The organism is Bacteroidales bacterium, assembly GCA_013314715.1.
Lineage (GTDB): Bacteria > Bacteroidota > Bacteroidia > Bacteroidales > GWA2-32-17 > Ch61.
On the sequence record JABUFC010000042.1, the window covers coordinates 1 to 13,724 of the forward strand.

Annotated in this window: 14 protein-coding genes; 7 read left to right on the top strand and 7 right to left on the bottom strand. The window is 33.3% G+C overall.

The genetic code is table 11. The annotated features are described in order from the left end of the window. From HPY79_09785 to HPY79_09800, 4 genes are all read left to right on the top strand, one after another. Nucleotides 1–149, top strand: a 149-nt coding sequence (locus HPY79_09785) for a hypothetical protein (GenBank protein ID NSW46089.1), incomplete at its 5' end; no start/stop codon positions are given. Between the two features lie 303 nt (nucleotides 150–452). Beyond that, nucleotides 453–1,832 (top strand): hypothetical protein, encoded by a 1,380-nt coding sequence (locus HPY79_09790; GenBank protein ID NSW46090.1) that lies wholly within the window; start codon nucleotides 453–455, stop codon nucleotides 1,830–1,832. 52 nt (nucleotides 1,833–1,884) lie between these two features. Continuing rightward, on the top strand, nucleotides 1,885–3,066 hold the full coding sequence (locus tag HPY79_09795) for a PLP-dependent transferase (GenBank protein ID NSW46091.1): 1,182 nt from the start codon (nucleotides 1,885–1,887) through the stop codon (nucleotides 3,064–3,066). A gap of 5 nt (nucleotides 3,067–3,071) precedes the next feature. After that, complete coding sequence (locus HPY79_09800) at nucleotides 3,072–4,355, top strand: tyrosine--tRNA ligase (protein NSW46092.1); 1,284 nt, start codon at nucleotides 3,072–3,074, stop codon at nucleotides 4,353–4,355. A 4-nt stretch (nucleotides 4,356–4,359) separates the two neighbouring features. On the opposite strand, the gene HPY79_09805 is transcribed toward HPY79_09800, so the two are convergent. From HPY79_09805 to HPY79_09815, 3 genes are all read right to left on the bottom strand, one after another. Then, nucleotides 4,360–4,944 carry an aminoacyl-tRNA hydrolase gene (locus tag HPY79_09805; GenBank protein NSW46093.1) on the bottom strand — a complete coding sequence of 195 codons (585 nt, stop codon included), beginning with the start codon at nucleotides 4,942–4,944 and terminating at the stop codon, nucleotides 4,360–4,362. A gap of 19 nt (nucleotides 4,945–4,963) precedes the next feature. Then, a complete protein-coding gene (locus HPY79_09810) occupies nucleotides 4,964–5,554 on the bottom strand; it encodes a 50S ribosomal protein L25 (protein NSW46094.1) in 591 nt (196 codons plus the stop codon). Nucleotides 5,555–5,674: 120 nt separating this feature from the next. After that, nucleotides 5,675–6,175 (bottom strand): ferritin family protein, encoded by a 501-nt coding sequence (locus HPY79_09815; protein ID NSW46095.1) that lies wholly within the window; start codon nucleotides 6,173–6,175, stop codon nucleotides 5,675–5,677. 72 nt (nucleotides 6,176–6,247) lie between these two features. Here HPY79_09815 and rsmI point away from each other — a divergent pair, with 72 nt between their 5' ends. From rsmI to HPY79_09830, 3 genes are all read left to right on the top strand, one after another. Next, nucleotides 6,248–6,922: a 16S rRNA (cytidine(1402)-2'-O)-methyltransferase gene (gene rsmI, locus HPY79_09820; protein ID NSW46096.1), complete on the top strand. Its 675-nt coding sequence runs from the start codon at nucleotides 6,248–6,250 to the stop codon at nucleotides 6,920–6,922. Nucleotides 6,923–7,076: 154 nt separating this feature from the next. Continuing rightward, nucleotides 7,077–7,940, top strand: coding sequence for a hypothetical protein (locus HPY79_09825; GenBank protein NSW46097.1), 864 nt, complete (start codon nucleotides 7,077–7,079; stop codon nucleotides 7,938–7,940). Nucleotides 7,941–8,028: 88 nt separating this feature from the next. Then, entirely contained in the window at nucleotides 8,029–8,568 is a 540-nt protein-coding gene (locus HPY79_09830; GenBank protein ID NSW46098.1) for a hypothetical protein, read from the top strand. Between the two features lie 41 nt (nucleotides 8,569–8,609). Here the strand turns inward: HPY79_09830 and gldN are convergent, their stop codons facing one another. The 4 genes from gldN to HPY79_09850 form a co-directional block, all read right to left on the bottom strand. Beyond that, entirely contained in the window at nucleotides 8,610–9,491 is an 882-nt protein-coding gene (gldN, locus tag HPY79_09835) for a gliding motility protein GldN (protein ID NSW46099.1), read from the bottom strand. Nucleotides 9,492–9,564: 73 nt separating this feature from the next. Next, nucleotides 9,565–11,238, bottom strand: coding sequence for a gliding motility protein GldM (gene gldM, locus HPY79_09840; GenBank protein NSW46100.1), 1,674 nt, complete (start codon nucleotides 11,236–11,238; stop codon nucleotides 9,565–9,567). Between the two features lie 36 nt (nucleotides 11,239–11,274). After that, the gene (gldL, locus tag HPY79_09845; GenBank protein NSW46101.1) at nucleotides 11,275–12,231 is read right to left on the bottom strand and encodes a gliding motility protein GldL; all 957 of its coding nucleotides are present in this window, start codon (nucleotides 12,229–12,231) and stop codon (nucleotides 11,275–11,277) included. 51 nt (nucleotides 12,232–12,282) lie between these two features. Beyond that, nucleotides 12,283–13,692, bottom strand: a complete 1,410-nt coding sequence (locus HPY79_09850) for an SUMF1/EgtB/PvdO family nonheme iron enzyme (GenBank protein NSW46102.1) — start codon at nucleotides 13,690–13,692, stop codon at nucleotides 12,283–12,285. Between the last annotated feature and the right edge of the window lie 32 nt (nucleotides 13,693–13,724).

Genomic DNA, 13,724 nt, shown 5'->3' on the forward strand with positions numbered 1-13,724 from the left:
GCAGAATAACTAACTTGGTAAATGAATATCAACAGACTGGTAATTATAGTGTCGATTGGGATGCCAGTAAGCAACAAGCAGGTTTATATTTCTACTCGTTAATGGTCAATGGTAAAGTTTTAGAGAAAAAAGCTATTAAAATCGAATAATTTTTGTAACTTATTAACCCCAAGTACGATGAATAAACAAATTTAACCAGCTAATAATACAGTAATATTTTTAGAGGAAATTAATCATTAGGAATCTCGTTTTCTTGTTAATAACAAAATTAACTACTTGATATAATTGGGATAAAACTTATTTAGGTAATGGATTTCAAGCACTTTATCGATTACGCATTTTTAAATGCCTAATCTGGGTTTATTCTTTATTTTTAGAAACTAATAATGAAAGCATTATATCAACTAAATTTTTTGATGTAAATTTGTAAAGATTTCGTGATTTAATTTTAAATGTATTTTTACAGAGAAGATATAGAGATAGAGTTATGGGATATTATAATGGCATCGTTTTGGTTTTTGATTTTATTTAGCTATGCTTTTATTATTAAAATCCGAAAAATTGAAAAATATCCTGAATACAAATATTATGTAAAAGGAATTGTATTTAAAATTCTTGGAGGCATTGCTTTTTCATTAATATACGCTCTTTATTACAAGGGTGGCGATACAGTATTATATTTTTACAGTTCCCGCTCTTTATTGAATTTAGCTTTCGAAGATTTTGGTAAGTTTTTTAGTATAATGTTGGGAAATCTCACTCCCGAAAACAGAAGTCTGTTTGGTCCTAAAATAGGCTATGTAAGTTATTATTCCGATTTTAATTCATTTTCTACAGTAAGGTTTTCTGTTATTTTTGTATTATTATCAGGCAAAAGTTTTTTAGGCACTGCTGTTTTAATTGCAGGATTTACATACAATGGCTTATGGTCACTATTTAGATTGCTATATAACAAATTTAAAAACAATTCGCGAGCCATAGCTTTTGCCGTTCTTTTTATTCCTTCTACATTATTTTGGGGAAGCGGTATCATGAAGGATTCTTATACGTTAATGGCAATATGTTTAATTTTTGTTGGATTTTATCGTATTATTGAACTTAAAACACATATTATCAAAAACCTTTTACTAGTAATATTTTCATCATTTATATTACTTTCTATAAAGCCCTATATTTTTATTACTTTTATGATGTCAGTTTTTGTAACCATTGTATATAAATATTACAAAGACATAAAAAACAAAGTCTTAAAAACAACTATTATTCCATTATTTTTAATAATTATTATATACCTTGGCATTAATATAACCATAAAAATATCGAGCACCTTTAATGAACAGTATTCCTCTATCGACAAAATGCTTAACGTGGCTTTAATTAGTCAACAAGACTTAAAGCAATCGTATTATGGTGGCAATTCGTTCGATATAGGCTATTTTGAACCTACCGTGATGGGAGTATTATCAAAATTTCATTTAGCTACTTTAGCTGGTTTGTACCGACCATATTTATGGGATGTTAAAAATGTTGTAATGCTTATATCTGCGTTAGAAAATACCATTTTTCTATTATTAAGTTTGTATATTGTTTTCTTGTCGTTATTTACTTGGCAACGTTATGGATGGAAGTACATGCAGAAAGTTTTATTTAGCGATTCATTCATTGTTTTTAGTTTAGTATTTTCTTTACTTTTTGCTTTTTTTATTGGCTTAACTACATCTAATTTTGGTTCATTAGTTCGTTATAAGATTCCACTCATTCCCTTCTTTATGGCCTCTCTTTTTATCATTGTTTATAATTTCAACATTGAAAGAAATAAATGGAAAGATTAGTTTTATACTTATTTTATTCAAGCTTTTACTAATTTTGTGCAAAAAAAATTATATGGAAAATTCTAACATGGGTTTTGATACCCTTTTAATTCATGGTGGTGATGTACACGACGAATGGGGAAGCGCTGTCGTTCCTATTTATCAAACATCTACTTTTGCCTTTAAAAATGCTCAACATGGAGCGGATTGTTTTGCCGGTAAAGAAAAAGGCTATATTTATACTCGTATAGGCAATCCTACCATAGAGAATTTAGAGAAAAAATTAGCTCTAATGGAACATGGATTTGGTGGCATTGCCTTATCATCTGGAATGGCAGCTGTTACAACAACTTACATGGCTTTATTAGAACAAGGTTCACATATTCTTAGCACCAGTGCTGTTTATGGACCAAGTAGAAGTGTATTAGAATCACATTTTAAGAAATTTGGTGTAGAGGCCACTTTTATTGACACATCCGACATCGAAAACATTAAACAAAATATTAAAAAGAACACTAAAATATTATACCTCGAAACTCCAGCTAATCCTACTGTACAAATTACCGACATCGCTGCTGCATCAGCTATTGCACACGAACATGGCATTGTAGTAGTTGTAGATAATACCTTCTGTAGCCCCTATTTGCAAAATCCACTCGATTTAGGAGCTGATATTGTACTCCATTCACTAACTAAATATATTAATGGACATGCCGATATTGTTGGCGGCGCTTTAATTGCAAAAAACGAAGAACTTTATACCAAATTACGCAAAACAATGATTTATATGGGGGGCAATATGGACCCACATCAAGCATATTTAGTAATTCGTGGCGTAAAAACCCTTTCGTTGCGAATGGATAGAGCTCAGGAAAATGCTATGAAAATTGCTCAATACCTAGAAAACCATCCTAAAGTTGAAAAAGTTATGTACCCCGGTTTACCCTCACATCCACAATACGAATTAGCTAAAAAGCAAATGAGAGGACCTGGCTCAATGATAAGTTTTGAATTAAAAGGAGGCTACAATGCCGGTGTAGTTTTAATGAACAATGTAAAAGTTGCACTACTTGCTGTTTCACTAGGCGGCGTGGAAACATTAATTCAACATCCCGCTTCAATGACACACGCATCAATGACACCTGAAGGCAGAAAGGCTGCTAATATTACTGAAGGCTTAGTTCGCTATTCGGTTGGAATTGAAAATGTAGAAGATTTAATTCAAGATTTAGATCAAGCATTAGCAAAAGTATAATTCATATGGCAAATTCATTAATTGAAGAATTACAATGGAGAGGCATGATTCACGATATGATGCCCGGTACCGAAGAACAACTTTCAAAAGAAATGACTACAGCCTATGTCGGAATTGACCCTACGGCCGACTCATTACATATTGGACACTTAGTATCGATAATGTTACTCAAACACCTACAAAAAGCAGGGCATAAGCCCATCGCACTTATTGGTGGTGCTACCGGTATGATAGGCGACCCCAGTGGAAAATCTGAAGAAAGAAAACTACTCGACGAAGAAACACTCAAAAGAAATCAACAAGGTCTTTATAATCAACTCCAATTATTTTTAGACTTTAATGAAAATATTCCAAATAAAGCCGAAATTGTCAATAACTATGATTGGACTAAACCTTTTGATTTAATCGGCTTTTTACGTGAAGTTGGAAAGCATATTACAGTTAATTATATGCTCTCGAAAGATTCTGTTAAAAAACGAATGGAAACAGGCATCTCCTTTACAGAATTTACATACCAACTTTTGCAAGGCTACGACTTTTTATACTTATACGAACATCATAACTGTAAGCTACAAATGGGCGGAAGCGATCAGTGGGGAAACATTACTACAGGAACAGAGCTAATTCGCAGAAAATTAGGAGGCGAAGCTTACGCCTTAACTTGCCCACTTATTACTAAAGCCGACGGAGGTAAATTTGGAAAAACTGAAAAAGGAAATATTTGGCTCGACAAACGCTACACTTCGCCTTATCAATTTTATCAATTCTGGATAAACACCACCGACGAAGACGCCGAAAAATATATTAAAATATTTACCATGCTCTCACGCCAAGAAATAGAAACACTTATTCTAAAACATAAACAAGAACCACATCTTCGAATTTTACAACAAGCATTAGCCAAAGAAGTAACCATTATGGTTCACGGCGAAGATGAATATAAAGCAGCAGTCGAAGCATCACAAGTACTTTTCGGAAAAGGAACCAAAGAAACATTAGAAAAACTCGATGAACAAACGTTTTTGTCTGTTTTCGATGGTGTACCTCAGTTTAATATATCAAAATCAGACATATTACAAGGTATTCCATTGATCGAATTATTAGCTGTAAAAACGAACATTTTTCCAAGTAAAGGTGAAGCTCGTAAAATGATCGCCGCTGGTGGACTTAGTATCAATAAAGAAAAAGTTAATACTGAAATTACGCTCTCCGAAAAAAATCTTTTAAATCATAAGTTTATATTAATTCAAAAAGGAAAGAAAAATTACTATATAATAGTAGTCAGCTAATATATCATTTATCCTCTGGAGGAAAAATATATCTATTGTATTCGTTCATACAATGTTGAATGCCATTTGAAACAAAAGAAAGAATGGCATTTTTCATGGTTTCAATATAAAAAGGAAGTACTTTCTCTTCTTCTGGTAAAAAGGGACTAAGAACATAATCGGCTTGTTTGCCTTTGGGAAAATTATTACCTATACCAAAACGTAAGCGTGGATAATGATTACTTTCCAGTATTTCATCAATATTTGACAAGCCGTTATGCCCCCCATTGCTACCACCAGCTCGTATTCTAATAGTACCAAAAGGTAAAGCAATATCGTCTACCACAACAAATATATTTTGAGTAGAAATATTTTCTTTGTTTGACCAATATTTAACTGCTTTGCCACTTAAATTCATATAAGTGCTAGGCTTAATAAGAATCAACGATTTGCCTTTATACTTAATCGTTGTTTTAAAAGCATAACGGTCTAATTCAAAAATAGTATTGGATGCATTTGCTAATGCATCCAATACTCTAAAACCAATATTATGACGAGTAAGTTCGTATTCTTTACCAACGTTTCCTAAACCAACAATAAGGTATTTCAAAACGTTAGAATATTAGTTCTTATTTAGCAGATTCAGCAGCACCAGCTTCAGCAGAAGATTCAACAGCAGCACGTGTTATTTTTACAGTAACCACTGCATTATCATGCTTATCAACCACCGTTAAATTAGGAATAGAAATGTCTCCTGCATGAATGGTTTTGCCCAATTCGAGGTTCTCAACATTAATTTCTACAACTTCAACCATATCCTTAATTAAGCCTTTAACATGGATATATCTCATTTCTTGCGATAACTTACCACCATCTTTAACCCCTTTAGCCAAACCTACAACTTTTACAGGAAGTTTTACTATTATTGGTTTATCATCGTATATTTCGTAAAAGTCAACGTGACTAACACGATCGGTTACTGGGTTAAATTGAACATCTTTAATAATAGCTTTTTTCGTTTCGCCATTAATATCTAAAACAGCATAATAAGTGTATGGAGTAAATACCATCTTATTGAGATACTTTTCCTCAATAGCAACATGAATGTTGGAACCACCGCCATAAATTTCGCAAGGAATTAACTCTTTTTTACGCAATGTTTTAGCTGCTTTTTTTCCTAAGTCGTTGCGAATAATCGCTTTCAATTCAATAGATTTCATAATAATTACTTTTTAGTGCTACTCAAAATTAAGTTTACCACTTAATCTCCCATTACACATGAAGCATGGAATTTTTAAATGGACTGCAAAGGTAAGACTTATTTTATTAATATCCAAAAATTAAAAAGGCCAAAATTGGTTATCGTACCAAATCGCTTCTTTCAATTCTTTATCCATTTCTAAAAGAATAGCATAATGCGAACGTTCCCAATTTGAAAGCCACATAAATAATTCTTTTTCTTCTTTGCTTTCAGACTTTTCAGCAAATTCGGCATAAACCTTTATAGCATTACTTTCCATATCAATGGCTGCCGAAATAGCTGCTGCTTCGTAACTAGCTGCATTTATTTCTTTTTTAAGTTTATCAGTTAAAATAAGTCCCGAAAAAGCATCTTCTTGTTTGGGTAACGCCAGCGAACTAATTTTATTCTCTTTTTGAATTGCTTTAAATGTATCGCTTAAAAACTTTTCGTGCAATACTTCTTCTTTGGCCATGGTCTCAAAAATTTGTCGAATCTCTTGACTTTGAGTACTTTTGGCAACTTGGCTATAAAAAGCATAACCTTTACGCTCCATTAAAATAGCCATTTTTAAAATTTCTAACGATTTGTTTGTATCCATCTTAATTAATTTTTAAGTTTACAGTCGGAAAGATAATATTTTATTATGAATTCAAAAAAGACAAACAATATTATGGGCAAACTTTTTATTGTACCTACTCCCATAGGTAACTTAGAAGACATAACATTAAGATCCTTACGCATTTTAAAAGAAGTTGATTTCATTTTAGCTGAAGATACTCGTCAAACAATTAAGCTTCTGCAACATTATGACATAAAAACACCCTTAAAAGCATATCATCAATACAACGAACATCATATTTTAGATAAAATTATCGACGCAATTAAATCAGGTAAAAGAATTGCCCTTGTAAGTGATGCAGGAACTCCTGCCATCAGCGATCCAGGCTTTTTAATTGTACGCGAAGCTATCCAAAATCAAATAGAAGTAGAATGCTTACCTGGAGCAACCGCACTTATTCCTGCATTGGTTGATAGTGGATTCCCCTGCGATCGTTTTATTTTCGAAGGCTTTCTCCCACATAAAAAAGGAAGAAAGAAAAAAATTGAAGAAATTGCTCAATACAATAAAACATGTATTATATATGAATCGCCCTTTCGCTTATTAAAAACCTTAGAAGAGCTTGATTATCATATTAATAACAAAAAACAAGTTTGTGTATGCCGTGAAATATCCAAACTTCACGAAAGTATTATAAGAGGTTCTTTTAAAGAGGTTATAGATTATTTTAAAACTACTCCAATTAAAGGCGAAATTGTAATTGTTATTAGTACAGCTAACGAATAATTTTGTAACTTTGCAACAAAAAAAATATGAAATAGCCATGAGAATAAATTCACAGCAACCGAAAATGAAATTATCACTCACAAATAAGCCTTGCTCTTTATTCGAATGGCGTATTCCATGTGACCTTAATTTAAAAATTAAAAAATAATTACACATGAAAAATTACTTATCATTTGTATTAGCACTTATTTTATGGTCATGCCAAGGGAATATCGAAGAAGACCCAGCTTATAAAAAATTATTATCTGAGCGAGATAGCTTGGCGGGCTTAGTTTCGGCCGATGTAGGACAAATTAATCAGTACTTAGCCGATTTTAATGATATTCAAACCAATTTAGATAGAATTAAACAAGCGGAAAACCTAGTTACTGTTAATGCCAATAATCCCGAAAACCCCACCACCGCCAAAGACCAAATTAATCAAGACATGCAACTAATTTACGACTTACTACAACAAAATAAAAAAACCATCGAAGATCTTCGCAGAAAATTAAAAAAATCGAATAGTCGTTTAGTTGAACTCGAAAAAATGCTCAATAACCTCGAACAACAAATAGCTCAAAAAGATGCAGAAATCGCCGAATTAAAAGCTAAATTAGAACAAATGAACATTAAAGTAGAAATACTAACCTCTAATATCGATAGCTTAAATAAAGAAAATGCACAAAAGCAAGACATTATAGCTCAAAAAACAGAAGAACTTAATACTGCTTTTTATGTATTAGGAAGCAAAAAAGAATTAATCGAAAATAAAATCATATCAAAAGAAGGTGGTTTTGTTGGAATTGGTAAAATAGAAAAACTTCGTGAAGATTTTAATAAAGATTATTTTACTAAAGTAGATATCACTACCATTAACGAAATTCCCATCAATGCCTCTAAAGCTAAAGTTATTACTTCGCACCCTGCTAACTCTTACAAGCTCGATATGAATGGTAAAAAAATCGAAAAACTTGTAATACTCGATAAGAAACAATTTTGGTCTGTTTCAAAATACTTGGTTATTGTAATTGAGTAAATTAAATTATAAAGTTGTTTTTATTTATATGCTTATGTGCATAACAGCACATAAGCATATTTTTTCTCAATCGTTAGTAAAAAAATTCATGTCGTTACCTTGTGCAGAAAAACAATGGGTTTTATTACACCCTTTTATAGCTAACAATGTATATAAACTAAGTGAGAAAGCTATATTTGAAACTAAACGATTAATAAACGACACCACATTAGACGGAGATCTAAATGGTGGACAATTAGATGCCTTTAGGCATGCATATTGGATGGCATTAATCACCAAGCAATATGGTCCTAAAAGAGCGTTATCGCTTGGCAAGGCTCACGAAAAAGGCAATTATCAATATTTCAAAAGAAACAAACAAGAAGACGGAACATTACCCGATTTCGAAAGTTCACAAATGGATTATTTCAACAACGATGTAGGCATAGAAATCGGCCAAATGCTTGCCGAAACTACACACGACTCAATAAAGCAATACATTATATATAAAATAAAAGAAGGTAAATTATACGTCCTTAAAAAAAATGTACATGGTATATTTCTGACTTGCAATGGTGAATATGTTTGTGATTCTTGCAAAATATGGGTAAAAAACAAATGTATTGTGCCATCTAATTACAAAAAATAAAGGCTATCGAAAAGATAGCCTTTACATATTTTTAATAAAAATTAATATTCCCACAAATCGTGTTCAACTTTAAACATAAAATCTTTGACACGCTCCGATTCGAGTAAAGCATCTAAACCACTTTTATATTGCCAAATAAAACGGTTATTATAAACATTAGTTTCTTGATAAATAAAGCTACTAAAACGACGTTTGAAAAAGATATCGTCAAAGGTTCTACGTTCTGCATCGTTGTAAGGATTAAATACTTCATGGTTAGCCAATAAAGGACGAGCTGCTGGGAAATAAATCCACATAACGAGCTTCATTTCGAGTTCTTTTTCTTCACTTTCATCTTTAGTTCCACCCGATTCATTCAATGCTGCTTCACGTGCATACATTCTAATCGGTGCCATACCAATAATTCTTACTTCGAGCATCGAACGTTGTTTGTCAAAATACCAATATTCTTTCATTAAATAACGTGTTACTTCTTCGGGTTTGCGTTCGCCAGGAATAACCTTCAAGACTTGAGTTCCGGTTGCTTCGTCGTCAACATATTGTGAATCTACTTTAGCACCAAGTTTAGTATTAATTTCAGCAATTGTTATTGGAGTAGTAAATTCATCATCGATATCACTATATGCAACTAAACCTTCGTTTTCGATACCATATAGCAATAACTCAGTTAAACTATATCGGTCATCCATTTTACGAGTAGGAAAATAGAGTGGATGATTAATTTTTTCGCGTAAATCGAGCATACGCCAAATTTTCTTCCCCCACATCATATCGGCTTCGCGTAGATGATGATATGGAACCGGCTTACGTGCTGGTACATGTTCTTTAACGTAAACTCCATCAAGTACATCACTTTGTTTTTGCTGAGCAAAAATATTTAGCGATGTCAACCCGATTACCCAAAGAAGAATAAGTTTTTTCATATTAACTATTTTTATTTATGACGTAAAATATTGCTAAATATTGTTTTATATGTAAATATTAGCAAATTCATAGTTATTCAATTTTAAATGCAATAGAACCTAAATTACGAACAGTTCCATCAGGTCCAGCAGCTTTTACGCCTTCGATATATAGCTTTTTACCACGTTGAACTTGATTGATAAGTGCAATTTGTTCGGGTGTAAATTTTGAACCTCTGGCAATAGCATCCTTTGTAAAACCACCAATATTTGCCGATACCGTAAACTCTGTAACATTAAATTTTAAGTCGAAATCAAAACCTTCTAACGTAGCAGATACACCATTTTGTGCAATAAGTAACCCTTTTGAAATACTGCCACCTTTTTTGCCAGCAACGGTAGGTACGGGGTCAGGAATACGTTTCACACGAAACTCTTTACTTCCCATGCTACGGGCTCCACCTTTATCGTCTTTTACCGATACTGAAATGTGCGTTTTACCGGGTGTAGTAACTTTAGCGACCCAAGCTCCCTTTCCCGAACGATATATAGAACCACCTTGTATGCTAGCAGAAATTTGGTCATCTCTAAAACCTGGCACCGAAATTTCTATTGGATTTTCAACTCCAATATAAAGAACATTCATTTTTGTAGGTGAAACAACTGCCATAGGAGGAGCTACGGTATATTCTATACTATATTTTCCACCAGATTTTACAGGAACTTCTTTGTATTGACCCGTAGATGGATTAAATACCTTAATAATAGCGGCATATTGGTGACTTCCAACACCAGCACCTTCAACAATATATTTGGCAATACCACGATTCATTTTGATAGATTTAATATTGCCATTTAATTTGCCACTTGTTGAATCGTAGCTATCACCAATCAACACTTGCGACATGGTATCGGTTGAACTAAATGCTGCAATAAATAGTTCGGCTTCGTATTTATCGCCAGAAATTAAGTAATTTGAACGTGGTATTACACGAGGCGCAACCGTATCAAACTTAAAATCGGTAGCACCAATTCCGCTTAATAACTGTTGAATTACTTTAGCTTCAGCATTTTTTACCTGATTTTGCAATTGTGACAACACAGTTAAAGTAGCAATAGCAGGTATTTCGGCAAAAAGTTTTGTCTCCCAATATTTTTCTTCGGGTTTATCGGGGCTTGCTTTGGGATTATCTTCGGTATTGATACCTAAATCGCCTAATTGTTTTAATAAATTTTCTTTTTCGGGTAATTGTATCTTGGGACTTTTAAATAATTCGAGCAAATTCTTTTTATATTCTATTAATTTATTTTTAATATTTCGAGCTTCACCTTGCGACCCGTCAACACTCTCGCCTAACATATAAAAATGTGGAACATCTCTTTGGTCTTTAGCTTCAAATAATAGTAAATCTTCTGCAGCTTTTTCTGCTTCTTCTTTTGTTTTACCATCGCATTGCATGATAAGCTCTATCTTTTTTTCTTTCAGATAATTATATAGCTCTTCGGAGTATTTTTTGGCCTTTTTTGCAGCTTCGTAGTAGGGAGCTACTTTTAAGGGGTCGTTTTGATTTGCTCTTTCAAATGCATCGTAAGTAAAGCCATTACTTAAACTAAAACTAATATTTGTTTTTTCGAGCCCTTCGTTTACTACGGCAAATGCATTTAATATATCTTTTGAAACGTTCAACGCCAACATTGCTGTTAGGAACAAATACATCATTCCTATCATCTTCTGACGCGGGGTTTCAGGACAATTGGTTGCACCCATATTCTAATCCTTTATTTTTAAAGTTAAAGCTAACGATTACTTATTAAAATTCATTGCTGCTAGCATATTACCATAAATGGTATTCATTGCTGCTAAGTTATTGCCAAGTTTAGAAATTTCTTCACGGTATTTCTTAACATCTTCAACTGAGCTTTTCATGCTTTCCATTATTTCGTCCATACCACTAAATAATTTCTTTGAATTTTCTAAGTATTCGTTAGAACCTTGTAATTGAAGTTCGTATATAGCATTTAAAGCGGTTAAATTTTTAGCCATTATTTGTAGCTGTTCGGTATAATTTTTAGCATTCATTTTTGAATTCTCTGCTTCAGTGTTAACTACAACAGCTAAATTTTGGTAAGCAGTTGCTAAAGCATTACCAGAATTTCCGATTGTTTGAACAAACTGAGATAACGTACTTTCAACGGTATTGGCATTGTGTTCGTATGTTGTTGCTAATTTAGCTGCAGATTGATTAAGGGCTTGTGCTGATTTGCTATATAAATCAGCAAATTCGTTAACTTTTGTTGAAGCTTTTTCAAAACTTGCAACATAATTATTTGTAGCCACGGTAGCTTCGCTAACATCGGCTAATTTTTCAGTAGTTGTATTTAGTGCCCTCAGTCCATTGCCTAATTTTTCAAATAAATCGGGTGTAATTTGTGCGCTATTTAATAACTCATCGAATTTTTCTAAAGCAGATTTTTTAGTACTTACAGATTTTTTTACTTCTTCGTCTTCAATTTCATCATGCATACCGGCCAATTCTGGATAAACAATACTCCAGTCCCATTCTTGGTGTAGAGGTTCAAATGCAGAAGTAAAGAAAATAAAAGCTTCTGTACTTAGACCTGTAACAATCATAATACCTGCACCAGGCCAGTGCATAATTTTAAACATAGCACCAACAAGAACTACGGATGCCCCAATTCCGTAAACCTTAGACATAAAGTTTTTCCAACCTTTGGTCTGAGTCATTTCACTAAATTTCATATTCAATAATTTTTAAGTTAATAATTATAATATTTTATTGTTATTTTTTTTCTAATATACTTGTGAACCTTCACTACCATCACGGAAATCGCGGCCTAAATATGAACGAACACATCTAAAACCAATGTATGATTTGGCGGAGTCTTGGTATTCGTAGGTGCGGGTACCACATTGCATATACCATGAAATATCTTTCCATGAACCACCACGAATAATTTTACGTTTACGTACAGGTGGATCATCGGGTAACGCTTCGTAAGTATAATCGGGATTTAAATCATCGGTATAGCTGTAAGCAGCTTCTTCAAAGGCATTGCTTGTCCATTCGCTAACGTTACCTCCCATATCATATAAACCATATTCATTGGGATCATAATGAGCGACCACCAACATATAAATACCACCATCAGGTGTATATGCACCTCGCATAGGTTTAAAGTTAGCTACGTAGCAACCTTTATAATTTTGAGTATAATAACCACCCCAAGGATACATGTTGCCTTTTAATCCACCACGTGCAGCATATTCCCATTCGGACTCTGTTGGGAGGCGATATTCTTGAACAAATGGTTCACCCATTGATTCTAAATAATAACTATTTAACAATTCGGTTCGCCATACACAAAATGCACGTGCCTGTCTCCATGAAACACCAACTACAGGATAATTATCGTATGCAGGATGCCAGAAATAAGCACGAGCCATAGGTTCATTAAATGAATAGGTAAAGTCGCTCATCCAACAAAGTGTATCAGGATACACATTAACTACATCGCGAACGATATAAGATGAACGGTCCTTTACAGGAATTCGTTGGCCTTTGGTAGGGCTTTTATAATTGAAGTCGGTAACTTCGCCATCGTATTTGTTTTCGTCATAATTCCATGCTCTACGCGTATCGTTATTAAAATCATATTTTTTAGCAGCTTGTTTAAGGTCAATTCTAAAATATTCAAAATTAAGTTTACGCGTATCTAATTCTTTGCGACGATAAAAACGTTCTTGCTCCGGTAAAAATAATTCATTTAAAATTTCGCGTGATTCTTGTTCGTTCCATTTTATTTTTTCTTCCCAATTAATAAAAGGAGGGTTAACATCTTCGCCGTATTCATTTTGAGTGATAAGGTATTGTTCTAATTGAGCTCCTAATAATTTATATGCAATAGAGTCGCGTACCCACTCTACAAACTGACGGTACTCATTATTGGTTATTTCTGTTTCGTCCATCCAGAAAGGAGCAACGGTTACCGTTTTTGTTTCGGCTGTCATTGCCCATGGCACGTCCTGATCGTCGGGTCCCATATTATACGATCCGGCAGGAACGAATACCATACCATAAGGTTGTGGTTCATACCAAGCTTCGCGGTTTTGAACCCCAATTAGCTCTCCATTGCCTTTATTGGAACATCCATAAAACAATGCTACAAGAGCTAAAAATAATAAACTCGTTAGTTTATTCATATAATGATTATTTAATCGCTTTCGTTTCATAA